The sequence below is a fragment of the Companilactobacillus sp. FL22-3 genome, from assembly GCF_054881455.1.
This window is the reverse complement of sequence record NZ_JBTYYZ010000012.1, coordinates 21,019-46,152: the sequence shown is the minus strand read 5'-3', so window position 1 is coordinate 46,152 and position 25,134 is coordinate 21,019. Positions and strand designations below refer to the sequence as shown.

The 25,134-nt window shown below is 37.9% G+C and carries 17 protein-coding genes and 3 pseudogenes; 15 read left to right on the top strand and 5 right to left on the bottom strand.

Annotated features, from left to right (window positions below):
• Positions 1 to 82: 82 nt before the first annotated feature.
• The 6 genes and pseudogenes from ACYT32_RS11085 to ACYT32_RS11060 all read left to right on the top strand — a co-directional run.
• Positions 83 to 354 (top strand): annotated as a pseudogene (locus ACYT32_RS11085) (TetR/AcrR family transcriptional regulator); the annotation flags it as partial.
• 267 nt (positions 355 to 621) lie between these two features.
• The gene (locus tag ACYT32_RS11080) at positions 622 to 1,407 is read left to right on the top strand and encodes a ParA family protein (protein WP_015474752.1); all 786 of its coding nucleotides are present in this window, start codon (positions 622 to 624) and stop codon (positions 1,405 to 1,407) included.
• Positions 1,408 to 1,457: 50 nt separating this feature from the next.
• Positions 1,458 to 1,661 carry a hypothetical protein gene (locus ACYT32_RS11075; protein ID WP_015474751.1) on the top strand — a complete coding sequence of 68 codons (204 nt, stop codon included), beginning with the start codon at positions 1,458 to 1,460 and terminating at the stop codon, positions 1,659 to 1,661.
• Positions 1,662 to 2,325: 664 nt separating this feature from the next.
• On the top strand, positions 2,326 to 3,363 hold the full coding sequence (locus ACYT32_RS11070; protein WP_395266302.1) for a replication initiator protein A: 1,038 nt from the start codon (positions 2,326 to 2,328) through the stop codon (positions 3,361 to 3,363).
• A 155-nt stretch (positions 3,364 to 3,518) separates the two neighbouring features.
• A complete protein-coding gene (locus tag ACYT32_RS11065) occupies positions 3,519 to 3,716 on the top strand; it encodes a hypothetical protein (protein ID WP_395266301.1) in 198 nt (65 codons plus the stop codon).
• Between the two features lie 50 nt (positions 3,717 to 3,766).
• A complete protein-coding gene (locus tag ACYT32_RS11060) occupies positions 3,767 to 4,588 on the top strand; it encodes a Fic family protein (RefSeq protein ID WP_064618883.1) in 822 nt (273 codons plus the stop codon).
• Here ACYT32_RS11060 and ACYT32_RS11055 read toward each other — a convergent pair.
• Entirely contained in the window at positions 4,578 to 4,856 is a 279-nt protein-coding gene (locus tag ACYT32_RS11055) for a hypothetical protein (RefSeq protein WP_395266300.1), read from the bottom strand. The two genes, ACYT32_RS11060 and ACYT32_RS11055, sit on opposite strands and share 11 nt — an antisense overlap.
• A 22-nt stretch (positions 4,857 to 4,878) precedes the next feature.
• The gene (locus ACYT32_RS11050) at positions 4,879 to 5,106 is read right to left on the bottom strand and encodes a hypothetical protein (RefSeq protein ID WP_071665499.1); all 228 of its coding nucleotides are present in this window, start codon (positions 5,104 to 5,106) and stop codon (positions 4,879 to 4,881) included.
• Positions 5,107 to 5,359: 253 nt separating this feature from the next.
• Here ACYT32_RS11050 and mobQ point away from each other — a divergent pair, with 253 nt between their 5' ends.
• A complete protein-coding gene (mobQ, locus tag ACYT32_RS11045; protein ID WP_395266299.1) occupies positions 5,360 to 7,420 on the top strand; it encodes a MobQ family relaxase in 2,061 nt (686 codons plus the stop codon).
• Between the two features lie 139 nt (positions 7,421 to 7,559).
• Here mobQ and ACYT32_RS11040 read toward each other — a convergent pair whose 3' ends face one another.
• On the bottom strand, positions 7,560 to 8,846 hold the full coding sequence (locus tag ACYT32_RS11040; protein ID WP_119327510.1) for an adenylosuccinate synthase: 1,287 nt from the start codon (positions 8,844 to 8,846) through the stop codon (positions 7,560 to 7,562).
• A gap of 22 nt (positions 8,847 to 8,868) precedes the next feature.
• Positions 8,869 to 9,720, bottom strand: a pseudogene (gene dnaB / locus ACYT32_RS11035) (replicative DNA helicase); the annotation flags it as partial.
• A gap of 55 nt (positions 9,721 to 9,775) precedes the next feature.
• Here dnaB and mprF point away from each other — a divergent pair.
• Positions 9,776 to 12,379 (top strand): bifunctional lysylphosphatidylglycerol flippase/synthetase MprF, encoded by a 2,604-nt coding sequence (mprF, locus tag ACYT32_RS11030; RefSeq protein ID WP_395266298.1) that lies wholly within the window; start codon positions 9,776 to 9,778, stop codon positions 12,377 to 12,379.
• A 224-nt stretch (positions 12,380 to 12,603) separates the two neighbouring features.
• Here mprF and ACYT32_RS11025 read toward each other — a convergent pair whose 3' ends face one another.
• Positions 12,604 to 13,656, bottom strand: a complete 1,053-nt coding sequence (locus ACYT32_RS11025; protein WP_395266303.1) for an IS30 family transposase — start codon at positions 13,654 to 13,656, stop codon at positions 12,604 to 12,606.
• A 1,392-nt stretch (positions 13,657 to 15,048) separates the two neighbouring features.
• On the opposite strand from ACYT32_RS11025, the gene kdpA reads away from it, so the two are divergent.
• The 7 genes and pseudogenes from kdpA (at position 15,049) to ACYT32_RS10990 (ending at position 25,095) form a co-directional block, all read left to right on the top strand.
• Positions 15,049 to 16,821, top strand: coding sequence for a potassium-transporting ATPase subunit KdpA (gene kdpA / locus ACYT32_RS11020; protein WP_395266297.1), 1,773 nt, complete (start codon positions 15,049 to 15,051; stop codon positions 16,819 to 16,821).
• Positions 16,822 to 16,869: 48 nt separating this feature from the next.
• Positions 16,870 to 18,951, top strand: coding sequence for a potassium-transporting ATPase subunit KdpB (kdpB, locus tag ACYT32_RS11015; RefSeq protein ID WP_395266296.1), 2,082 nt, complete (start codon positions 16,870 to 16,872; stop codon positions 18,949 to 18,951).
• A gap of 18 nt (positions 18,952 to 18,969) precedes the next feature.
• Positions 18,970 to 19,569 (top strand): potassium-transporting ATPase subunit KdpC, encoded by a 600-nt coding sequence (kdpC, locus tag ACYT32_RS11010; protein WP_395266295.1) that lies wholly within the window; start codon positions 18,970 to 18,972, stop codon positions 19,567 to 19,569.
• Between the two features lie 216 nt (positions 19,570 to 19,785).
• Positions 19,786 to 22,470, top strand: a complete 2,685-nt coding sequence (locus ACYT32_RS11005; protein ID WP_395266293.1) for an ATP-binding protein — start codon at positions 19,786 to 19,788, stop codon at positions 22,468 to 22,470.
• Positions 22,460 to 23,161: a response regulator transcription factor gene (locus tag ACYT32_RS11000; RefSeq protein ID WP_395266292.1), complete on the top strand. Its 702-nt coding sequence runs from the start codon at positions 22,460 to 22,462 to the stop codon at positions 23,159 to 23,161. The genes ACYT32_RS11005 and ACYT32_RS11000 overlap by 11 nt, the downstream gene beginning before the upstream one ends.
• A 768-nt stretch (positions 23,162 to 23,929) precedes the next feature.
• Positions 23,930 to 24,352: pseudogene (locus tag ACYT32_RS10995) on the top strand (SGNH/GDSL hydrolase family protein); the annotation flags it as partial.
• A 161-nt stretch (positions 24,353 to 24,513) separates the two neighbouring features.
• Positions 24,514 to 25,095: a recombinase family protein gene (locus ACYT32_RS10990; RefSeq protein ID WP_003636336.1), complete on the top strand. Its 582-nt coding sequence runs from the start codon at positions 24,514 to 24,516 to the stop codon at positions 25,093 to 25,095.
• Positions 25,096 to 25,134: the final 39 nt, after the last annotated feature.

Here is a 25,134-nt window from a genome sequence, read left to right as displayed (position 1 = left end):
TTACTACCATTGTAAGTGGTTGCTTTGGGCTTTTTAATTTCTGTTCGGATTAATTATAGAATTTGCCTGGCGAAAACGGGATTTAATTCAATTATTGATCCGCCAAGGCTTATTTGATCACATGAATGAAATTTGGTAGCAAAAAGCAATCCCCCGTTATCAACAGTTTGCGGCTCCCTGACATGTTCAGGGCACTCCTACCCAAGTGAATTATGTGATGGCTTTTCAACTAGGTGGTTTTACCAATATTCTACGTGTCTGGTTAGGCAAGATCAGCCTGAGTCACCAGAGCAAATTAAGGATTTAATGTTATTGGCTGCTCAGCAATTAGCTAATAGTTTGAATAACAACTAAACAGATTTAGGACACAAAACCTCTAATTAAGCTTGTTTCTATCCCCACTCATCGCTTTATCCTTTTGAATATCAACCATTACTACCTAACAATTGGCCATTTACTTATTTAAATCATTTCGGTGAGACCAGAAGCTACTAGAAAGACGGACATTAGCAAACATACACAACAAAGAAAAAAGATATAAAAAACATGCTGTGCTATATTCAGTCATTGCATAGCATATCATGCTATGATATGCTTTAACTGCAAACAAGGAGGCGCCCTATGAAAATAATTACTTTTTCTGCTATTAAGGGAGGGGTTGGCAAAACAACGTTAACTTTCAATTATAGTGAATGGCTGTCTAGCAAAGGCTATAACGTTTTGCTGATTGATAGCGACCACCAATGTAGTCTGACCCAAACCTATGATATTTATAAAGACCATGGCACCTTAGCTAACATTTTTACAAAAGATAGTGAAAAAGTAGAAATTATTGAATTGCACAAAAACTTATCAATTATTCCTGCTTCTATGAATTTAGATATGGTCAACAATGATCTTCAAACGAGAGCCAACAAAGAATTACTAATGTACATGTGGTTCTCAGACAATTATGACAAACTGAAAAAATTTGACTATGTATTAATCGACACACATCCGGATTTTTCGACAATCACGCAAAATATGATTGTAATTTCAGATTTAGTATTTAGTCCGATTGAACCAAGTGAATACGGTTTTATTTCCAAAAGTAATTTGGAATTAAGAATGGAACAATTAAAGCAAGAAGTAATTAATGTTGAAAGTCGTAAAAGCTTTATCACAGCAGAATTAAAATTTATTGGAAATAGAATAAAACATAATACTAAATCTTCACATGAATTTGTGGAACAAATGAAAAAAGATCCCAGAACCATTGCCTTAATTCCTGAAAGAGAAGTATTCAATAAAACAACTCTTAATCATGAACCACTGATCAACATGGAAAAAGGCAAAAGCTCAACTCCAAAAGCAAGGGAATTTTTTGAGAAAATTGACAAAATATTTGATACGTTTACTAAGCAATAAGCATATCATGCTATGACATAGCATGATATGCTATCGAAAGGATCAACATCATGGCATTTGAAGATAAAATGGACCAATTAAAAAACAGTATGAACAGCAATCCAATAACAAATGAACCTCCTACACCTAGAGTTTCAAAGTCTTATACTTTAAAACAAAACGTTGCTAATGAATTGGCCAGACGTGCCAAAGGAAAAGAGTTAACAGCTTCCAGATATTTAGAACAGCTATTGAAAAAAGAGTTCAATCTATAATTATGATCAGCTAGAAAATGCATAAGTACAACAGCAACTACAATAAATGTTACATTTTTTGGTTAATTTAATTAAAACATCGATTGAATAATATTTGCTAGTATATTCAATCGCTTGTTGGTTCCAAACTAAGAGCTGGTAAAGTATACAAGATCAAATAATGTTGCTGGAAGATAAGCGCTATGCTAGATTAAAACTAATTTAACAACCGAATAGAAGATAAAGCTAAACAGAAAAAGTCCCTGATTCACGGGGAATCAGGGACTTTTTCTGTTTAGCAAGTAGCTATCAGACAGCTACTTAGATTCAGTCGATTTTAACTTGGCGGTGAAAATCGACTGAATATGGTTCTTAATTTGTAGGCTAATTATACCACAAACCAGTCCTAGAGGACAAGTGAAGGATAGTTAAAAACAAATCAAAGCCAATGGACTAAGTAGCTAACCGAAGCTATTTAGTCCATTTTTTGTTGTTAGAAATTAAAAAAGTTGCCGAATGGGCAACCAAGAATAGACACATGCTGGTAAATTACAAAGCCCTCACGGCTAAATGAATGCTTTGTAATTTAGTTAAAGCATATCAGATTTGTATTTTAAAGCAAATCTAATGTTTTAGCAACTCTCTTTCGAGACAGTATGTGTCAGTTGAGAAGGGAAGTTTTATAATGAATCAAACTCATTTCAATTTTATTGAGTCGGAAAAAGCTTATGCAACTCGTTTTTTCCAATTCCCACAGGTTTTAATTTATGGATCTCAATATAAGACATTAAGTGATAGTGCAAAATTAGGATATATGATTTTACGCGATAGACTAGATTATTCATTGAAAAACAACTGGGTTGATGAAGATAACCGGGTTTATTTCATTTTTACAAATCAAGAACTAACAGATCTTATGGGCTGGTCAAAAAAGAAAGTGATTAGGGTAAAAAATGAACTTGAAAACCAAGGATTATTATTTCAGAAAACCATGCACTTTAATCCCAAAACTGGTAAAAATGAACCAAATAGATTGTATTTAGCAGATTTAGAAGTTACGGCAACAGACATTTATACAAAATCTCGGCAACAAGAGCCACGAACCCTTGGTACACGCGAAAGTGTCAAAACGGAACCTTCGCGGAAGTTCGTTAAAGATACACCACAAGCCCTTGATACACGCGAAAGTGTCAAAAAGAGTCACAATCTAGACTATACTAATAATTTAGATACTAATAGATATAATATAGATACTCAAAAGTTGGACTTTTCCACAGCCCAATTCTCACCAGCAGAACTAGAAAAGCAAAACCATGATCTCGTGAAACATGCTAAGGACTTCTTAACTGATGAAGACAGTGGGTTACCAGTTTTCTTAGAACCCGAAGCTGTGCAACTACTTAGCTTTTGGTGCCGAACCCCACAACAAATGCGTCGCTTCATCGGCATTATCTTAAATGCTAAGTACCGAGTTGAGAAGGATCATCAGGATATTGGGGTCCTAATCCCACTTGATGATGAGGAGCTGAAGCCTTTAATGACCAAAGCCTTGAGACGCTACTTTAACGCTCTTAGAAGCAATGAGAAGCACATTAAGAACGTTGAAAACTACCTGTACGGCACCATGCAAAACCTATTTGGGGTTTGGTGGAATAAACAAGCGGCTAGAAAATATGCGGCCAAACACCCCGAAGAGCAAAACGCTGACAATGAGTGCTTTTAGAATTAAACAGCATATAAGCTCATCTAAGCCATTTTGAGTGTTCGACACATAATTATATTAAAACTGGTTTAAAATCGTTTAGAAGCTAAAATAGGCGTCTTAAATAGCTGAATAGGCGATAATTAATCTAGAAAGATGGGAAAGGAGTTTTTTTAATGACCAAACCAAGCAAAGAAATCGAAAAAATAGAGCAATTGTTGGCTGACCCCTGGACAGTCAATATTCAAGACATTTGGGAGCAAGCAGCTCATAATCCAGATCCTGATAAACGCAAGCTGTTTGACGCGTTACACACTTACCTCTTAGATAAGCGCCAAGAGCAAATTATCAACGAAAAGCATTTCGTGATTTAACATGGACGAGTCAATGAATCAGTGGTTGGAATGAAAAGGAGGTACAAAATATGACTAAGACACAAGCATATATGGACAAGTATCAATTTACAGTTGCAGAAAACAAACGGTTTGCTCGAACAAATTTTACCAAGCTAGTGCACACTAATGCCCGCTTTGAAGGCGTAAATACCACTTTGCCGCAAACACAAACCATTATGGACGGCATGAGTGTGGCAGGCGTTCCTGTTGAAGATATTTTGACAATTGTTAACTTAAAGCGTGGGTGGCAATATATCACTGATCAAAATGCCCCTTTAACGTTAACCATGGAAAAACAAATTAACAAGATTGTGGCCGCAGAAGACGCCTTAGTACCAGGAGAATTACGGCAAGGAAAAGGAGGAGTTGATTTAGGCAGTGAAGACTTTTTTGAACCACCCTTAATTAACGAAAAACAAGAACAATCCTTTTTACAAAAAATTTTGGCTGATCCGCAAACAACGACCACTGATAAAGCATTGACTGTTATGTATCATAATATGCGCCAACAAATCTTTTGGGACGGGAACAAAAGGACGGCGACTTTAAGTGCTAATAAAATTATGATTGACGGTGGTGCAGGCTTAATCAATGTGCCGTTAGATAAGTGGGATCAATGGAACGAACTAATTGCCAATTATTATCGAACTAATGACATGGCTAAAATTAAACGGTGGACATATGACAATGGCATTCAAGGATTACAAATTAGAGCAAACTTAGAGCTTAAATCAGTTGAAGACGAAATTGGTAAAAGAATCCAAGAACAATTAAAAGATTTTGCGGATCAAAACCCAGAAATTAAGCCAAAAAATGATCCAGAAAATAAAAACGATCGGCCTAGTTATTAGGTTGATCGTTTTTGAGTTTATTCGGTTTATGGGCATTAATGTAATCGGCAAATATCTTTAAAAGCTCTTCGGTTTGTTCGACCGAGAGATTATCAGCTTGAAAGTATTTTTCGAGCAAAGCCCCTTTTTGAATTAATCGGCGAGAACGTGCTTTGCGGTCTTGTCGGCTTTCATAGTATTTAGATTGTCGTAATTTAAAATCTTCCCGATCAATTTTTTGTTTTAAACGCGCTTGCTGCTCGACTAGTTTTTCATATTGATTAGACATGGAATTTCCCCATCTCGTATGGCTAATGATCTACGGACTTTACCTTTAAAAATTCAGAAAATTGCTTAGCTAGAAGCTTAATCTGATCGTTAGACAAATTAGCATAATCTAAATTGGCTTGACTGATGATTTGTTTACCTAGCCGTTGTTCAATCTTATTTTTTTCGTCCTTAATTTTTTGATTAAGGGCTTTTAATTTAGCTTCTTGTTTTTCTAAGTTACTTTTAGACATAACGATCCCTCCAATCATATTAGAAATAATCACCGAAACAATATCATATAGGAAACGTTAAGTCAAAGTATAAAAGTTGAAATAGCGAAGAGGAAGGCATACACTAAAAGTAAATTCAGGAGAATCAGCAGACCGAGTTAAACGAGGTCAATGCGCACTTACACATAGAATAAATTCTATGTTGTGTTAACCCCATTAAAACCTGTATTAGAAGTCGCCGTTGGCGACAACAAAGTCAAACTCATAGAATCAAAGGAAGACGGTGATTAACATGGCAATTTTTCACATGAGTTTTCAAAATATTAGTGCTGGTAAAGGACGTAGTGCCATTGCTGGATCTGCTTATAGAAGTGGTGAAAAGTTATTCGATCAAAAAGAAGGACGAAGCTATTTTTATGCGCGTTCGGTTATGCCAGAAAGCTTTATTTTAACACCAAAGAATGCACCAAAATGGGCGAGTGATCGGGAGCAGTTATGGAATGAAGTTGAAAAGAAAGATCGTAAAGCAAACTCACGGTATGCAAAAGAGTTTAACGTAGCTTTACCAATTGAGTTAAGTACAGATGAACAAAAAGAATTATTAACTAAATACGTGCAAGAGAATTTTGTCGATCAAGGTATGGTAGCTGATGTCGCAATTCATCGTGATCACCCGGATAATCCGCATGCTCATGTGATGTTAACTAATCGGCCCTTTAACCCCGATGGTACTTGGGGATTAAAGGCAAAAACGCAGTACATTAAAGATGAAAATGGAAAGCAACTTCTAACTAAAAGTGGGTTCCCAAAACAAAGAAAAATTTGGTTAGTTGATTGGGATAAAAAGGAAAAAATTAATGAGTGGCGGCATAATTGGGCAACAAGTGTTAATCAGTCTTTAGCACAAAAAAATATTCCCGATCGAATTAGCGAAAAATCATTTGTCGATCAAGGAATAGATGATACACCAACTCAACATGAGGGAATTAATAGCAAGCGGTATGAAAGAAAAGAATTTAACCAACAAGTAAAAAACTATCGCAAGGCCAAAGCCAGTTATAAAAACAACCAAGAAAAAGTAATCAATAGAGGTCATTTAGATAGTCTAAGCAAACACTTCTCGTTTAATGAAAAACGGGTGGTCAATGAGTTAAGTCATGAACTGAAAACTTATATCAGTTTGGAGAGCCTAGATGATAAACGGCGCATGCTATTTAATTGGAAAAATAGCACCTTAATTAAACATGCAGTTGGTGAAGATGTGACTAAAGAATTATTGACAATTAACCAACAAGAAAGCTCATTAAAAAAGGCAGACGAACTCTTAAATAAAGTGGTCGATCGTACTACGAAAAAACTTTATCCAGAGCTTAATTTTGAACAGACCACACAAGCTGAAAGACAAGAATTAATTAAGGAAACCGAAAGCGAGCAAACAGTTTTCAAAGGCAGTGAATTAAACGAACGTTTAATGAATATTCGTGATGATTTATCGACCCAGCAATTATTGACCTTTACCAAGCGGCCATACGTTGGTTTTAAGTTATTAATGCAACAAGAAAAAGAGGCCAAAATCGATCTGAAATATACGCTAATGATCCACTCTGATAGCTTAGAAAGCCTAAAACACGTCGATAAAGGACTACTAGAAAAGTATTCACCAGCAGAACAGCAAAAGATTACGAGAGCAGTCAAAGACCTACGGACAATCATGGCAGTTAAGCAAGTCATTCAAACGCAATACCATGAGGTATTGAAAAGAGCCTTTCCTAATGGTGATTTAGATGATCTTTCACTAGTTAGACAAGAACAGGCTTATACAGCCGTGATGTACTATGATCCAACTTTAAAGCCATTAAAAGTCGAAACAATGGCACAATGGCAAGAAAACCCACCGAGGGTTTTCAGTACCCAAGAACATCAATTAGGGTTAGCTTATTTGTCGGGGCAGTTTAGCTTAGATCAGTTAGAAAATCATAACTTACAACGAGTTTTAAAGCATGACGGAACGAAACAAATTTTTCTTGGTGAGTGTAAAGCTGATCCAACTATTAAAACCAGCCAGATTGAAAAAATCCAAAAGCAGTTAAAAGAGCAACAAGATAAGGACGACCAGTACCGAAAAGCAAATATGGGGCATTATCAACCGTTAAATTATAAGCCAGTTAGTCCAAACTACTACTTAAAAACAGCCTTTAGTGACGCAATCATGACTGTTCTATATGCTCGTGATGAAGATTACCAACGACAAAGACAGGCGCAAGGTTTAAAAGAGACTGAGTGGGAAATGGCGAAAAAGCAACGGCAACACCAAACTCGAAATCGGCATGAAGATGGGGGCATGCACTTGTAATCGGATTAAATTTGCAATCTACCTAACGATGAAACAATCATCATATTTTTTTCCAAACAAAAAAGCCGGCCATCTTAATGATGAAACCGACTTATCCTACAAGGAATAGTAATCAACCAATCCTCATATATTTATCTAATTAATTTTTCCAAACATCATTTACTTCAATTGTTTGTTCTCTATCAGGACCAACTGAAACTGTAGCATATTCAACACCCAATTGATTTTTGATGAAGTCAAGATAATCTCTAGCTTGTTGTGGTAACTCATCCAAACTCTTGGCTTGAGTCATATCTTCTGTCCAGCCTTCAAAGGTCTTATAAACAGGCTTACATTTGGCCAAAACATTTAGGTTAGCTGGGTATTCATCAATAATCTTGCCATTAAGATCATAACCTGTGCAGACCTTAATTTCTTTTAGACCTGTTAAAACGTCTAAGCAGTTAAGTGATAGATGAGTAACACCAGAAACGTTACATGAGTGCTTTAGGACAACTAGGTCTAGCCAACCAACACGACGTGGACGATGAGTAACTGTTCCATATTCATGACCTGCTTCACGCAAGAAATCACCAGTATCATTTAGTTGTTCAGTTGGGAATGGACCCGCACCAACACGTGATGTATAAGCCTTAACTACGCCAATGACATTATCGATCAATGGAGCACCAACACCGGCACCAGTAGTTACGCCACCAGCTGGATTTGAAGAGGTTACATAAGGATAAGTACCATGGTCAATATCAAGCATGATCCCTTGTGCACCTTCAAATAGAACATTTTTACCATTCTTTAATTCTTTATTCAAATATGCAGATGTGTCAATGACACGATTCTTTAGGTCTTGACCAATTTGATAATACTTTTCAAAGATATCATCAAATTTCATTGGTTCAACACCATAAATCTTTGTAAATAGTTCATTCTTTTGTTTAAGATTTTCAGTTAATAATTCTTTGAACAATTCTTTATCAAGAATATCAGCCATTCTAATACCAACACGTGAAGCTTTGTCAGTATAAGCAGGTCCAATACCACGATTAGTTGTTCCAACTTTAGAATCGCCCTTAGCGGCTTCTTGAAGTTTATCTAATTGAATGTGGTAAGGAAGAATCAACTGTGCGCGGTTAGAAATCTTCAAGTTAGTTGTATCAACACCTTGCTCGTGAAGACGTCCCAATTCTTCTTGAAGTGACTCTAGGTTCAAAACGACACCATTTCCAATAACGCTCGTCTTATCTGAATACAAAATACCTGATGGAACAGATCTTAACTTGTAAACGTGATTATCGATATTTAAAGTGTGACCGGCATTATCTCCACCTTGGTAACGTGCAATAATGTTAGCTTCACCACTGAAATAATCGGTAATCTTACCTTTACCTTCATCGCCCCATTGGGTACCTACTACAACAACTGTTGTCATATCTCTTCTACACCTACACTATTTAATTTTCTGGAATATTCGCTATCGATGAAAACTTATTATAAGATTTCACGAACAATAACTTGGCCGTTCCACGAGGACCTGAACGGTTCTTACTGATAATTACTTCAACTTCACCTACATCAGGGTCTTCTGGTTCCTCTTGTGGTTCATTATTATTGTCACCATCGCCATCGCCATCCTCATCACGATAAAGGAAAGCAACGATATCAGCATCCTGTTCAATTGAACCAGATTCACGGATATCTGACAACATTGGTCTTTTATCCTGACGAGCTTCAACACCACGGGAAAGCTGTGATAATGCTATTATTGGTACATGTAATTCTTTTGCTAATTTTTTCAAATTACGAGAGATAACAGAAACTTCCTGTTGTCTATTTTCTTGACCAGTACCTTCAATCAACTGCAAATAATCAATAATAACCAAATCAAGTTGACCACTTTCTTTAAGAAGTCGACGACACTTTGATCTAATCTCAGCCATCTTGATACCAGGAGTATCGTCAATATACACATTGGTACGTGACAAACTTCCCATTGCTACAACCAGACTGTTCCATTGATTCTCGTCCAATTTTCCGGTTCTCAGAGCGTTAGCATCAATACTACCTTCAGAACATAGCATACGGTTAACTAAAGACTCAGCACCCATTTCTAGAGAAAATATCGCTACCGTTGCATTCGACTTAGTCGCAGCATTTTGCGCTAAATTCAAAGCAAAGGCAGTTTTACCAACACCCGGACGGGCAGCCAAAATAACTAATTCATCCTTATGCAAACCAGTAGTCATGGCATCAAGATCCTTATATCCAGTTGAAAGACCAGTAACATCGCTATCTTGATCATAAAGAGTAGATTGTAAAATTAAGATTAAATACAGATAATCTAGGGAAAGGAGAATTTTTTTGAAGGCAACGTTACAGAAAATCGGGACGGCACTCAATAAACGCATGGGGATCATCAAAGCATTATTTGTATTCTCTGTCCTGTTATTTGTGATTACGGAAGTCGGCAAAATTGCGAAGGAAGTCAGTGGCGCGCAGTTGGCGAATGCGCTTGCTTCGCAAAGCTGGTGGCATCTGTTGAGCATGGTCGTGATTGGTATTATCGCAGTGACACCAATGCTGACGTATGACGTCATGATTACAAAGTTTTTACCCAACCACTATTCACTTGGCTATATCTTAAAAGCTGGATGGATCACCAATACATTTACGAATATCGGTGGTTTTGGGGGCGTGCTGGGCGCCTCACTGCGTGCTAACTTTTATAATCGCGAAGCCACTAAAAAACAAATCGTGTTTGCCATTTCCAAGATCGCTTTGTTTTTAGTTTCGGGATTGTCATTATATTGTATGATCTCACTCGTGCTAGTCTATGGCTTTGGCATTGGGAACATGTATGGCAGTTACTGGATCTGGCTCGTCGGTGGTGCACTGTATTTTCCAGCTATCTTTATTTTTACACGGATCAACGATTCGGAATTCTTCGATGGCCTTACGCTCGGCAACGTCGTTCGGTTATTGAGTGGGTCGTTTGGTGAATGGACTGGCTGTGTGCTGTTCTTCTTATTAATTGGAAACTTTATGGGATTACCCATTGATTTTGCAGCAGTCGTGCCGTTATTCGTGATTGCTTCGGTTGTCGGTGAAGTGTCAATGGTACCCGGTGGTATTGGGTCATTCGACGTTTTCATGATTTTTGGTCTCAGTGCGGTCGGAGTTTCTCGACCAGACGCCGTCGTATGGCTCTTATTTTACCGGTTATTCTACTATATTATCCCGTTTGCCATCGGGATGGTCTTACTCATCCATGACACCGGCCATCGCTTAAACGTGTGCTTAGCGGGTATTCCTAAGCAGGCATTACAACGTGTTGCTCAGATGGTACTGACGGTTTTTCTCTACTTTTCTGGTTTTCTGATGTTGTTGATGTCAACGGTCCCTACCTTTGCATATAGCAATAAACTCTTCTTACAGTTTTATCCGTACACCTTTTTCTTTATTAATCAGGCCAGCAGTATTATTATGGCCTTCTTACTGATTGGGGTGGCGTTGGGAACTGCTGGCCGGGTCAAAAAAGCTTTTTGGCCAACGGTGATTGTCCTGCTGATTGCAATTTTGAATACGATTCGCTGGCTCGTCGTTTATGATGCAATTTCGATGAAATTTGTGATTTTCTTGATTGTGATTCTAGCGCTAGTGGCTTTGTCGCGGCATGCTTATTATCGTGATCGGTTGGCTTTTTCGTGGGGGCAAACGTTGTGGGTTAGCTGCGTGTATGTGGTGACCTTTATCTTGTATACGATTGTGGGGGTCTATAACGCGCCCCAAATTCATCATCGGCATGCGGTTCCTGAAGCGCTGTTCTTCCCATCACAAAAGCTCTGGTTATTTGGGGTGATTGGGTTAGTCTTAGCGGCAATGATTTTGATTATTATGTACCGCTACTTTGCGAGTGGCTATAACGCCCGATTGCGTCAAAAGATGGATGCGGCTCGGGTCAAACAAGTGATTGAAACTTATGGCGGCAATGAAATCTCACACTTGGCTTATTTGAATGATAAGTTAGCATATTACTATCAAGTCGATGGGGTCGATCAACTGATCTTCTTATACCAGCAGAAGGCTGATAAACTGATCATTATGGGAGAGCCATTCGGTAATCAAGCGGTATTACAAGCTGCCTTGGAACAGTTATTGGATGACGCAGATAGTGACGGTTGCTCGCTAGTCTTTTACGAAATTAGTGAGATGCTGACGATGCGCCTACACGAAATGGGCTTTGACTTTATCAAAACCGGTGAAGAAGGGCACGTCAAATTGGCAGACTTTAGTTTGGCTGGTAAACGGCTACGGGGTGAGCGGGCCCTAATGAATAAGTTTACCCGGGATCACTATGAGTTTGCCATCTTGCAGCCACCGTTCAGTGCCAACGTTATGGCTGAATTACGAGCTGTTTCGGATAGTTGGTTAGCAGGTGAGACGGAAAAAGGATTCTCGCTCGGATTTTTTGATGAGCAGTATCTCAATCAGGCACCCGTAGCGGTCGTTTATGATCCTGACCACCGAATTGTCGCGTTTGCGAATATTATGCCGCAGGGAAATCATCAGACGACTTCAATTGACTTAATGCGGTCAAGCAAATCGGCGCCATCCGGCATTATGGACACGGTCTTTGTGCACCTATTTGAACAGGCGCGTGACGATGGCTATGCTTATTTCAATATGGGAATGGCACCGTTATCCGGTGTGGGGGTTTCACGCTACAGTTTTATTCAAGAAAAAATTGCTCATTTAATTTACGAATATGGCTACCAGTTATATGGTTTTCAGGGATTACGGTCGTACAAAGAGAAGTATGTGACCGAGTGGGAACCGAAGTACATTGCGTACCGAAAACGTAATTCACTAATTTTCACCATTTTACAATTGCTACAAGTCGTTAATACCCGGGTGCACAAGTCTGAGCGGCACCGGCCAGTATGGTTGTTGAAACGATTGAAATAACTGAATCATGCACGTTGTTGATAAGATCGATCTGATCTAGTTGACGACGTGTATTTGTTTTATGATAAGACTAACTCTAGTTGGTGTAGAGTAGCGGGTGTTGTTTACTAATGATTTAGGCAGATGTATTTATTTTGCCGTAAATTGCAAGAACAAGTTAGCCAGTCGTTGAGGACAATCCCAGAACAGGCCGTTATCAAATAGAAGTTGTGGCGCTAGAGAGACTACTGGGCCATGCGGCGAACGCGCCGAGCTTCGGCCTCAAAGTTTTGCTGGGGTGTGCAGTAGCCCTGTTGTTTGCGAGGCAACTGATTCAAGCGGTCTTGCGTGGCCTGCACTTGACTAGGGCTAATGTCATCTAGGGACATGCCCTTAGGGAAGTCCTGGCGGATCATCCGGTTATGTGCCTCGTTGGTGCCACGGTCGCAGGACGTGTAAGGATGGGCGTAGAAGATCTCAGTTTCCGTCCCAGCAAAAGCAGTATTTAAGGCGGTGAACTCGGGTCCGTTGTCGGCTGTGATGGTCTTGATGCAAGCTCCCCATTCGCGCTTGATTCCACGCAATGCATAGCTCACAGAGTCTGCATCTCGTCCTTCTATCAAGCGGAGAAGTTGGCAACGGGTCTTGCGCTCAATCAGAGTCAAGATGACGCTCTCCTTGCCATTGCGTTTACCGACAATGGTATCCATCTCCCAGTGACCGAACTGCCTGCGTCGTTCAACGACCTTAGGCCGTTCCTCGATACTGCGGCCAGCCAGGCGCTTATCCTTGGTGTGGTGCTGGTGAGAGGTCTTCCGCTTAGTCTTCTCCAACAGGTCGATATTTCGAATCTCTAGGCGTTGGTCGTCAATGTACTGATACAAAGTCGAGGCACAAACAAGCTCTTCAGGAGTAAACAGCTTGTGTCGCTTGGCATAGCCGATTGAAGCATCCGGCGACCATTTGTCCTGCTTAGCTCGCTGTACGTACCAGGCTAAGAAGACCTGTACGCTGGCGAACTTGTCAGGACGATGGCAGCTCAAGCGTGCAGTCTCGTAACGTGCCTGAGCAGCCTCTGGTAGGTATTGTCGATGGTAGACGCGCTTGCCATTACTCTTCTTGACCTGATCTACTGTACCTCGCTTGATTTCATTATTAATGGTCTGCGGGCAGACGCCAATTTCAGCAGCAATCCAACGATTGGACTTCCCAGCTTGGCGGAATCCGGCCACTTTTCCGTGCTCGAGTGATGTTAAGTGCTGACCTTTTTGGCGGTGTGTGCTATCCTGTTTCTGCATCAAGACAATATCCTCTTCCATTGTTTGTGTAGGAACTTCAATGATACAGGATATCTGTTCTTGATGTTTTTTATTGTCCAAAAAATTTTGAGACAGTGGCTAACTTGATTCTAAAATGCGCGAAAACATTTGAATATTTATACGCTCTCTTAAAAGTTGTCTCAGGAATCAGCTTACATCCAACAAAAGATCAGCTCCTAAAAGATGGGTTTGTGGTAAACACCATTTTAAAGGAAGCTGATCTTTTTTGTCCGAACAGCGTTCGGATTAATTTTACAATCTACCATACCAACTTTAAAGTTCATGTAGTTTCTGAAAGTAAGCTCCAATTGTTCAAAGAAGCAATATATAAACTTGCTGATGGAATATGCCAGGAATCATTGAACTACTGGAGTGCTGAAAATCTCCAAAATTTATTTTGTGACACAAAACTATTAAAGCATTCGTTCATTTCCACCTACACAGTACCTGCCAAAAAAAATAATGATATAAGAAAGCTTTTATGTATGATTAGCCACTAGGGTATACCCTAATAGTCATTTGCGTTTTTATACTATACTAGGAGCTGTAGACGTGCATTAGGACTGTCAAAAAGGAAAACGTTGAGACTTGCTAAAATTGGTTACGCTCGTTTGAGTTCCCAAGAGCGACGGTTAGATTGGCAGTGAAATTCTTCGATAAACTGTTATGGATAGGTTAATAAACATAAGTTGGAAATATACTTATGAATGACAGTGGTTTAATTGTGTAGGCAGCAATCATTATCATAATAGTATAGAGCTAATAAAAGGTAGGAAAGAATGGCGTGTAATTCTCTCCTACCTTTTTTATTGTTGCTAGTCTGATTAACCATTGATTTGCTATCGGTCAAAATTTCTATTATGAGATTAGACAAATTAAATATATGCTTTTAACAAAATGTTAACATGAGATTTTAAATATTAACACCATTTTAACACCTTTTCATATATCATATCTTTGGTTGATTTGAATATGTTTTGGAGATGTTCAAAATGATTGATAATTATTATTACAAAGATTATTCGGACCAGTATAGTCGAGAAAAAGTAATTTGTTTAATTGATAATGATATTAAAAAAAAGATGGGGGGGCTACATTCAAAGTACTTCAGGAGACCTTTTCATAGCAGATGTTACAATTTTTCATTTTTTCGATACTGCTCAGCATCTTAAATTTGACTACGGATTCTCAGACAAAGTTCCTATTAGTGTTAGAAAATTTTGGGAACAACGCATTAACGTGTTGGAGCACCCTTGATTAAATAAAAAAAATAATTGGAAGTGAGACAAATGGTTTTGGTCTTAGGAACGATCTTAACAATCTTTTTATTAGCTTATCTAATTTATGTTCTAGTGAAAGGAGAATCATAGTATGCCAACATGGGCTCAATATTTACCATATATCATTGTTCCATTATTATTAGCCATTCCATTAGGCAAGTACATCAGCCATATTATTAATGATCAGAACAATTTTATGAGCAGAATTATCCGACCAATTGAAAACAAAATATATAAATTTTTTCGTGTGTCTAATCGCGAGATGAGTTGGAAAACTTATTTAATAAGTATTTTAATGTTTTCTTTAGTTAGTTTTTTAGTTTTGTTTAGTATTTTGAGATTCCAAAATTATTTACCTGGGAATCCAGAACATTTTTCGGGGCTTTCTTGGTCATTAGCGTTTAATACTGCTGTTAGTTTTGTAACCAACACTAATTGGCAATCATATTCTGGGGAAATGGCTCTTTCTAATTTTTCTCAGACGATTGGTTTAACTGTTCAAAACTTTTCCTCTGCGGCTGTTGGAATTGCGGTTCTTTTTGCATTAATTAGAGGTATCCAACGTACAGAAGCAAAAGCAATTGGAAACTTTTGGCGAGACTTGACCAGGATCTTTCTATATCTTTTAATCCCGCTTAGTTTGTTTATGTCTATTATGCTCATGGCAGGTGGTGTTCCTCAAACAACTGGTGGTTATAAAACTGCTACCTTGGTACAACCTGTTGCCGTTGATAAACATAACCAGGCGATTTATGGGGCTGAAATTAACGTCAAAAAAAATACAGTTAGGATTAAAAATCATAAAATTGATGGGGCAAAAATTATAACTAAAGAAACCTTACCGTTATTCCCACAAGCTTCCCAGGTATCAATTAAGTTATTGGGGACTAATGGTGGGGGGGTCTTAGGTGCTAACTCTGCCCATCCATATGAAAATCCAACACCTTTTACAAACCTTATTGAAACAACGGCAATGCTTCTTCTGCCCATGGCGCTATGTTTTAGCTTTGGTGAATCTTTAAAGCGGCGTAAGGAAGGTTGGGCAATCTTCTCAGCTATGGCAATTATGTTTGTAGTTGCGTTAATATTTGAAGGAATTGTTGAACAACATGGGACCACTTTAGCTCATATTGGTAATTTGGCTATGGAAGGCAAAGAAACTAGAATTGGTATTCCTGGATCAGCTGTCTGGAGTATTGCTACTACTGCAACATCTACAGGCGCAACGAATGCAACATTAGATAGTTTTAGTTCTCTGGGCGGATTAATGCCCATGGCTTTAATGCAATTAGGCGAGGTTGTTTTTGGTGGTGTAGGATCTGGATTGTACGGCATGCTTGGATTTATCATCCTAACAGTTTTTATTGCTGGGCTAATGGTAGGACGTACACCAGAATATTTAGGTAAAAAAATTGGGCCTTACGAAATGCGTATGGCTGTTATCGCTTGCCTATCAACGCCAATTGCAATTTTAACTTGCAGCGCTATTCCAGCAATGTTAAAGAGTACTTTAACTAGTCTTAGCAATAGTGGAGCACATGGATTCTCTGAATTTTTATATGCTTTTTCATCAGCAGGGGCAAATAATGGTTCCAGCTTTGGAGGGTTCAATGGTAATACCATTATTTTCAATGTTTTATTAGCTGTTGCGATGATCATTTCTCGTTTTCTTCCTATTATCGCTATAATGGCGATTGCTGGTAAAATGGGACAGCATAAAATTGTTGCTAGTAGTTCGGGAACATTATCAACTACAAGTCCAACCTTTGTTTTTATGTTAATAATCGTTGTATTAATCATTGGCGTGCTTAGTTTCTTTCCAGCACTATCATTAGGACCAATAGCGGACTTTTTGACACATTAATATGATTTTACATTATGCGTTTCTAAAATTAGTAAGGTGGGTCTGACTATGAACGAAAAAATAGAGAAAAATCAAATGTTTAACCGAAAAATGTTAGGAGAGGCACTTAAAGAAACTTTTCTTAAGTTAAAGCCTAACCTACAAATTAAAAATCCAGTGATGTTTCTAGTTTATGTATCAGCAATTGCAACAACTATCTTATTTATTTTATCGCTTTTTGGCATCTCAGACAGAATTGTAAGTAGTGGTTTTATCTTTACAGTAGCTGTAATTCTTTGGATTACTTGCCTGTTTGCGAACTTTTCAGAGGCTGTCGCTGAAGGGCGCGGTAAAGCTCAAGCGGCAGAGTTGAGAAAATCAAAACGTTCAGTAATGGCAAAAAGGTTAAATAAAGTTGGCGATTTATCAAATATTGAAAAAGTTAGTGGAGAAAACTTAAATAAAGGTGATCTATTCCTTGCTGAAGCTGGGGACACCATTGCAGCAGATGGTGAAGTTGTCGAAGGAGCTGCTTCTGTTGACGAGAGTGCAATTACCGGTGAATCTGCGCCGGTAATACGAGAAGCTGGCGGAGATCGCTCTGCTGTTACCGGTGGTACTACTGTTTTATCAGATCATTTGGTCATCAAGGTAACACAAGAACAAGGTGCTAGTTTTTTGGACAAAATGATTGGAATGGTAGAAGGTGCTAACCGTAAAAAAACGCCTAATGAAATTGCACTAGAAATTTTTTTAGTTGCATTGTCTATCATATTTGTGTTGGTAGTGGCGGCATTATACACGTATTCTCAGTTATCATCTCAGATACTTGATATGAGAAATCCAATGTCTATTGTATGGTTAATTGCATTACTGGTTTGTTTAGCCCCGACAACCATTGGAGCACTTCTTTCAGCTATCGGTATTGCTGGCATGAGTAGATTGAATCAAGCTAATGTTTTAGCAACGAGTGGTCGGGCCATTGAGGCTGCTGGCGATACCGATGTATTACTCCTGGACAAAACTGGGACAATAACATTAGGCAATCGACGTGCCTCAGCATTTATTCCAGTCGATGGCCATTCAGAAAAAGAATTAGCAATTGCGGCACAGCTTTCATCCTTAGCTGATGAGACGCCGGAAGGAAGATCAATTGTTGTATTAGCAAAAGAAAAGTATGGCCTTAGAGAACAGAACTTAGAAGCAAATCAGGCTAAGTTTATTCCATTTTCAGCACAAACTAAAATGAGTGGTGTTAATTTTGCTGGAGATGAAATTCGTAAAGGTGCTGCGGAGAATATCAAACAATATGTCCTGACAAAAAAAAATAAATACAGCGAAGAATGCCAAATAGCAGTTAAGAGAATTGCTGAACAGGGAGGGACACCTTTAGTAGTATGCAAGAATGGTGTTATACTTGGTGTTATCTACTTGAAAGATATCATAAAACCCGGCGTTAAGGAAAAATTTGCTGATCTAAGGAAGATGGGCATAAAGACAATCATGATTACTGGCGATAATCCAGTAACCGCTGCTGCCATTGCTGCTGAAGCTGGGGTTGATAGTTTTCTATCTCAGGCTACTCCAGAAAGTAAAATGAAAACCATTCGTGAATATCAAAATAAGGGACATTTAGTTGCCATGACTGGCGATGGAACTAATGACGCTCCTGCCTTGGCTCAAGCCGACGTTGCTGTAGCTATGAACACGGGTACACAGGCTGCAAAAGAGGCTGGTAATATGGTTGATCTAGATTCTTCACCAACTAAATTAATTAAAATTGTCCAAATTGGTAAACAATTATTAATGACTCGAGGAAGCTTAACCACTTTTTCAATTGCAAACGACATTGCTAAGTATTTTGCTATCATTCCGGCTATGTTTGTAGGATTATATCCCAAGTTAAATGTGCTTAACATTATGCATTTGTATAGCCCAACAAGTGCAATCCTGTCAGCATTGATTTTTAACGCACTAATTATTGTCGCCTTAATTCCCCTGGCACTCAAGGGAGTACGTTACCGAGAAGTTCCAGCTAGTCAGTTACTGCGGCATAATTTGCTAGTTTATGGGCTTGGTGGGATAGTTGCTCCATTCATTGGAATTAAGTTGATCGACTTGATCATTGCACTCATACTACAGATTCTATGAGAAGGGAGAAAGACAATAATGGTAGTTAAGACATTAGGTAAGTCAATTTTGGCAGTAATTGTCATAACGATTATTTGTGGTATCTATACCTTAATTGTTAGTGCAATTGGGCAAACCTTTTTTACCTCACAAGCAAATGGCAGTTTAGTTAGATCTGGTCAAACAGTAAAGGGATCAGCACTAATTGCACAACCATTCACAAGCAAAAAATACCTGTGGGGTAGACAGATGGATATTACTGTTGGCGATATAACTGGACAAAAAAACAATAAAAATATTATGTACTCTGTGGCCTCACAAATGAGCCCTAACGATAAAAGTTATCAAAAGGAGATTATTGATAAAGAAAAGACAATAAAAAGATTGAATCCTAATGCCACTTATCGACATGTTCCCATTGACCTAGTAACTAATTCAGGAAGTGGCTTAGATCCAGAAATATCACCAACTGCTGCTAAATATCAGGTTAAGAGAATTGCTAAGGCTCGGCATGTCAGTGTTCAAAAAATTCAACGAGTGATTGACCAAAATACCAAAACTCGCACTCTGGGAATTCTTGGTGAACCTCGGGTTAACGTGCTAGAAACTAATCTGGCCTTGGATAAACTATCAAAATAACTTTTGAAGCTTAGCTGAGATAAGTCGCGGGTTAAGCCCCTAAATGATTACCATATGTGATAATCATTTAGGGTTTTTTTGTCATATGTAATAGAGCCTATAAAGATCTTGATTTGAAGATTATAAAAGATAAGACTTTATTTTTGGGTAAATTTAGTTAGAACGATAGTATACTTACCAAGGATATTCTTGTATTCTATTTGGAGGGATAACTAGATGAATCAAAATGAACGTGCAAGTAGGTACTTAAAAGATGCAAATCTTGAAACTTCAGGCCGGGGGAAATTAAAGATTTTCTTTGGTTATGCCGCTGGTGTTGGCAAAACTTATTCTATGCTAGCAGAAGCACAGAACTTGAAGCAGGAGGGCCAGGATGTCATTATTGGATACCTTGAGGATCATGGCAGGGCAGATACACGCAATCTTGCTAGGGGGTTAGAATCAATCCCTGTAAAAAAAGAATCCTATAAGGGAATGTATCTTCAAGAATTCAATCTCGATGGTGCACTGGAACGACATCCACAGACAATTTTAGTTGATGAGTTAGCACATACAAATACGAAAAAAAGTCGCCATTTGAAACGTTATCAAGACATTCAGGAATTACTTACTGCTGGTATCAATGTTTATACAACGCTAAATGTTCAACATCTAGAAAGCCTGCACGATATAATTTTTGAACAATTAAACGTTGATATTCAAGAACGAGTACCAGATTATATATTTGATATGGCAAATCAGGTCAAGTTAATTGATATCGAACCCAATGATCTGATCAATAGACTTAAAATTGGAAAAATATATTCTAGAAATCATATAAAACAAGCATTAGCTAATTTTTTTAAATCTGAAAATCTTACTACGTTAAGAGAACTTGCATTGAGGAAAATGACTTTAAGATTGGCTACTCACTCAAAGGTAGATACTGATCGGCTACTAGTCTGTTTATCCGGATCTAAGAGTAATGAACGTGTCATTCGTTCTGCTGCACAAATGGCTCAAGCTTTTAATAGTGACTTCATTGCGGTTTATGTTAAGAACAATCAGTTTAATAAATGGGAGGAAAACTTAAATAATAACATTAGCCTTGCCCATCAACTAGGTGCAAAGATTATTAAATTGCAGGGTGAGAACCCAGCTCTGCAAATTACAGAGTATGCCAAAGAAAGCGGCGTAACCAAAATTGTACTTGGGGCTAGTCCTTATAAAAAAATATGGCAAACACGATCTACACTTGTGGATCAAATAGGATATCTGTTACCAGAAGTTGATGAGTATGTAATTAATAGTGCTAAAACTAATTTGAATCAAGTCCAACATTTAAATGGTACATTTTTAACCCATTTTAAAGGTTCACTTAGTAAGTCTGGCTCTAAGCGCATGGCTAAAAATATGCTAATGATTTCAAGTATTATTTTGGGAAGCACAGTGGTTGGAGAACTATTAATATTTGCACAAGTACCATTGGTAAATGTCGTTTTGGTTTATATGTTAGGGATCATGCTCTGCGCAATTAACCTAAAAGATCAAGTATATGGATTCTTATCAGCTTTTTTAGCAGTAATTAGTTTCAATTTATTTTTTACCAAACCCTATTTTTCTCTTAGTAGTAGTCCAGTTTACTTGTTGACATTTTTTTTAATGCTACTAGTTTCAATAATCAGTAATTATTGGACACTAAAATTGAAGCACCAAGTTCAATATAACTCTAACCGTGTCTACCAAACAGAGGTGCTGTTGGAAACTATTCGTAAATTGCAACAAGCCAAATTATCAACCGATATTATTGACACGACTGTTCAACAACTACAAAAAATTTATAGTGCTACAATGGTCTTTTATGAATGCCAGGATTCTAAGTTACTGCAACCTAAAATTTATCTGTTAAACCAAAGCCAGAGCTCTTTTTATGAGTTTTCCAGTGATAACGAGAAAGCCATTGCAACCTGGGTATTCAAGAATGGTCAAGAAGCTGGATTAACTACTAATACTTTACCACAAGCAAAGTGTTTGTATTTACCTATTTTTGGAAATTCCCCTTCATCAGTTGTTGCGGTTATAGGCTTAGCAATAAATTCAAAACGATCTTTGGAAATATTTGATCGTAATTTAATTATTTCGATATTAGATGAATGTGGTCAAGCCTTATCAAGGATGAGAATCCTAAATGAAAAAAGAAAAGCTGAAATTAAATCGCATCAGGAAAAACTCAGGGCTAACTTGCTACGAGGAATCTCCCATGATTTACGAACACCGTTAACAAATATTTCTGGTAGTGCAGATATATTGAAACGAGAAGGAAATAAGCTTAGTGATGTTGAGAAGTATACATTATATGAATCAATATTTAATGACTCTTCATGGTTAATTAGTCTAGTGGAGAATCTATTGGCAATGACTCGTTTAGAGAGTAGTCTTCAAATACGTCATTCTCCAGAGTTAGTTGATGATATTATTCAAGAATCTTTGCAACATCTTAGCCCAGGATTTGAAGATCATAAGATTACCGTTAACTTGTCTGATCCATTATTAATGGTCATGGCTGACGCACACTTAATTACCCAAGTCATTATTAATATAGTTAACAATGCTATTCAACACACACCGGAAAAAACCAAAATTTCGATTAGAATTTTTCAAAAGAATACCAATCAAGTCCAATTTGAGATTTCAAATAACGGACCAAAATTAACTAATGGTGATCTGGCTCACCTATTTGAACTGTTTTACACTGGCAAACAAAAGCAACCATTAAGGACTCAAAGAGGGCTTGGAATTGGCTTATCATTGTGTAAATCTATTATTGAAGCTTATAATGGTAATATTTGGGCTAAAAATTTAAATAACGGCGTATGTTTTTACTTTACTTTACCTATTTGGAGCAAAAAAAATGAAAAATAGAATTTTGATTGTCGAAGATGATCCAGAAGTAGCTCGATTAATACAAATGACATTAAGATCCGCAGATTATAAGTATGGCATAGCTAGAAATGGCAATAAAGCGCTCCAATTTATTCCAATTTTTCAACCAGATGTACTTTTACTTGATCTAATGTTACCCGATATGGATGGGATGGACATTATTAAGCAAATACGAGCTGCCAACAATAATATACCTATTATTGTTATTTCAGCACGTGATGAGGACGCCGACAAAGTGCAGGCTCTAGATTTGGGTGCTGATGATTATTTAACAAAACCCTTTTCTATTGATGAATTACTGGCTAGAATTCGTGTTTCCTTGAGAAGGACTAACATAATATATAACAACGGAAAAACCAATATTAATAATTATTGTAATGGAGAATTGACTATCAACTTTGATTCACAAACGGTCAAAGTAAACCAAAATGAAATCCATTTAACACCAATCGAATATAAGGTTTTGAGTATTCTTGCTGAAAACACTTCCCGCGTGTTGACACACCACTATCTGTTGAAAGAGGTCTGGGGGACAGAATCGGTTGAAGATACATCTTCTCTTCGAGTGACCATTGCAACTTTGCGAAAAAAGATTGAAGTTAATACTCAGAATCAGTATATTAAAACACACATTGGAGTCGGTTATCAGATGGTTCAATTAGATAGTTAAGAATAGAAGACCCATAATTTATGGTTTCAATCAGTATATCGTAAATTATGAACTTCTTTAAAGTGATTTCATTATGATGTATATGGCATAGTTGCTTTTTATCTAATAAAAGATCGTCCGCAACCGGCCAAAGTAAAGTGCTCCATAATTGTTAGACAAGAAATCTAACAGTTATGGAGCACTTTACCACTGCCTTTAAAGCGGCTCGCTTTTTTATTTACATTCATATTTTACCATCAGTGATTACCCATAGCATAGCAAATTATGAAACGCCTATTTGATAACTGATCATCTAATTGAGTTAATACTTTTCAACTTCACGTGAATCTATTATTCGCAAGGTACTCACATACATTATTTCACCGTATATGAGACTTGGTCTGTAATATCACAAATTTCAGAAATCCTGGTAACAATGGCTAGAATAACCGAAGCGGAGAAATTTGTTTCGATTACGGTACCATTTTCAAGCGTGGCCGGTGCGGTGTGAGGCCTAAAGAGCCTTCGACTTATCTGATCGTTTTCTTTAATCCGATCATAATTAAGACTATCCCTATTCCAAAGATCATTGAGGAAGATTTTCAACATTTGTTGGTAGATTGCAAATTTAAACATTAAGATTATTTTTGCCTGTAATAATTATCTGAATAAGGGACATTTTTACCAAAACACTTGGTAGCTGGAATGTTAGAAAAGCACTGCCCTGCGGCGATGTGTACCATCTATTTAGGCATGCTATTAAAAAAATGGCAAAGCTTAAAGATTAAGGGCGATTGGACGATGAACTTGGCGTATAAAGTCATGATGAACCAGCAGCGAAGCTATACGTTACGGCAGTACGCGGTGATTTGTATTGGGACCAACGCGCTGGATGATTACGAAGAGCAAACCATGAAGATCATTCATGAATTGGAGCCGGGGCACAAGTTGATTCTGATGACACCTTATAATGCCCGGGCCGACGCTGACTGAAATTCATCAAAGTTGGCCGTTTTGGAACGGCGTCTGCCAGCTAAGTATAAGTTCATTACGATTGCCGACTGGGGCAAGATTGCGGCGCAACATCCAGAAGTCTTCAAAGGGATAGATGGCGTACACTTCGGTGGCATTCGGACTGGTGATATTTTATACGCCAAGGTAATCAATCAGGCACTACAAGTGGCTAAGCATTCCCCTGTTAAAGAGGATTAGATAAAAATATTTCTTGACGTTTTTGATATATAATGATTAAAGTGTTTAGATAGAGTAAAGCGGGGCCATAACTTAACAGTTGTGGCCTCTTTTTTGATGCTGTATAATTAAAGGGTTAGAACCGTGTCATTACTTAATGACATAAATAAGGAGATAAAAAGATGAAATATGGCTATGCGCGGGTCAGTACCACTGATCAAAAATTAGCAAATCAAATTGAGTTACTAAAATTGGCAGGAGCAGAAAAAATCTTTCAGGAAAAGTTTACCGGCACAACTACTGAACGACCGGAGTTTCAAAAACTGTTGCGCGTTCTAAAAACAGGCGATACTTTGATTGTCACTAAGTTGGATCGGTTTGCACGGAACACGCGCGAGGCATTAGCCATTATCCAAGAGTTGTTTAAAGAAAATGTCAAAGTTAATATTTTGAACATGGGCTTAATTGATAATACGCCGACTGGCCAATTAGTCTTTACAATATTTAGCGCCTTTGCGCAGTTTGAACGCGACATGATTGTCACGCGCACACAAGAAGGTAAATTGTATGCCAAGCAACATGATCCGTTGTTTCGGGAAGGACGACCGAAAACGTATTCTGATGAACAAATCAGATTTGCTTATGAGCTGCGAAAACAAGGCATGACCTACAAGATGATTGAACGAAAGACGGGGATTAGTAAACGCACGCAGCAGCGACGGTTTAAGTTAATTGAGAAACCAAGTGATACTTCTAAAATCTAAGACAGGTGAAAGATCATGAAAAGGATATTTTAAATTATT

Excerpts from the sequence above, each read along its gene's own strand:
- ACYT32_RS10990 (WP_003636336.1), top strand. The coding sequence starts at position 24,514 with ATGAAATATGGCTATGCGCGGGTCAGTACCACTGATCAAAAATTAGCA.
- ACYT32_RS11075 (WP_015474751.1), top strand. The coding sequence starts at position 1,458 with ATGGCATTTGAAGATAAAATGGACCAATTAAAAAACAGTATGAACAGC.
- ACYT32_RS11040 (WP_119327510.1), bottom strand. The coding sequence starts at position 8,846 with ATGACAACAGTTGTTGTAGTAGGTACCCAATGGGGCGATGAAGGTAAA.
- kdpC (WP_395266295.1), top strand. The coding sequence starts at position 18,970 with ATGGTAGTTAAGACATTAGGTAAGTCAATTTTGGCAGTAATTGTCATA.
- ACYT32_RS11065 (WP_395266301.1), top strand. The coding sequence starts at position 3,519 with ATGACCAAACCAAGCAAAGAAATCGAAAAAATAGAGCAATTGTTGGCT.
- kdpA (WP_395266297.1), top strand. The coding sequence starts at position 15,049 with ATGCCAACATGGGCTCAATATTTACCATATATCATTGTTCCATTATTA.
- kdpB (WP_395266296.1), top strand. The coding sequence starts at position 16,870 with ATGAACGAAAAAATAGAGAAAAATCAAATGTTTAACCGAAAAATGTTA.
- ACYT32_RS11055 (WP_395266300.1), bottom strand. The coding sequence starts at position 4,856 with ATGTCTAATCAATATGAAAAACTAGTCGAGCAGCAAGCGCGTTTAAAA.
- ACYT32_RS11025 (WP_395266303.1), bottom strand. The coding sequence starts at position 13,656 with ATGCAGAAACAGGATAGCACACACCGCCAAAAAGGTCAGCACTTAACA.
- ACYT32_RS11080 (WP_015474752.1), top strand. The coding sequence starts at position 622 with ATGAAAATAATTACTTTTTCTGCTATTAAGGGAGGGGTTGGCAAAACA.
- ACYT32_RS11005 (WP_395266293.1), top strand. The coding sequence starts at position 19,786 with ATGAATCAAAATGAACGTGCAAGTAGGTACTTAAAAGATGCAAATCTT.
- ACYT32_RS11050 (WP_071665499.1), bottom strand. The coding sequence starts at position 5,106 with ATGATTGGAGGGATCGTTATGTCTAAAAGTAACTTAGAAAAACAAGAA.
- ACYT32_RS11070 (WP_395266302.1), top strand. The coding sequence starts at position 2,326 with ATGAATCAAACTCATTTCAATTTTATTGAGTCGGAAAAAGCTTATGCA.
- ACYT32_RS11060 (WP_064618883.1), top strand. The coding sequence starts at position 3,767 with ATGACTAAGACACAAGCATATATGGACAAGTATCAATTTACAGTTGCA.
- ACYT32_RS11000 (WP_395266292.1), top strand. The coding sequence starts at position 22,460 with ATGAAAAATAGAATTTTGATTGTCGAAGATGATCCAGAAGTAGCTCGA.
- mobQ (WP_395266299.1), top strand. The coding sequence starts at position 5,360 with ATGGCAATTTTTCACATGAGTTTTCAAAATATTAGTGCTGGTAAAGGA.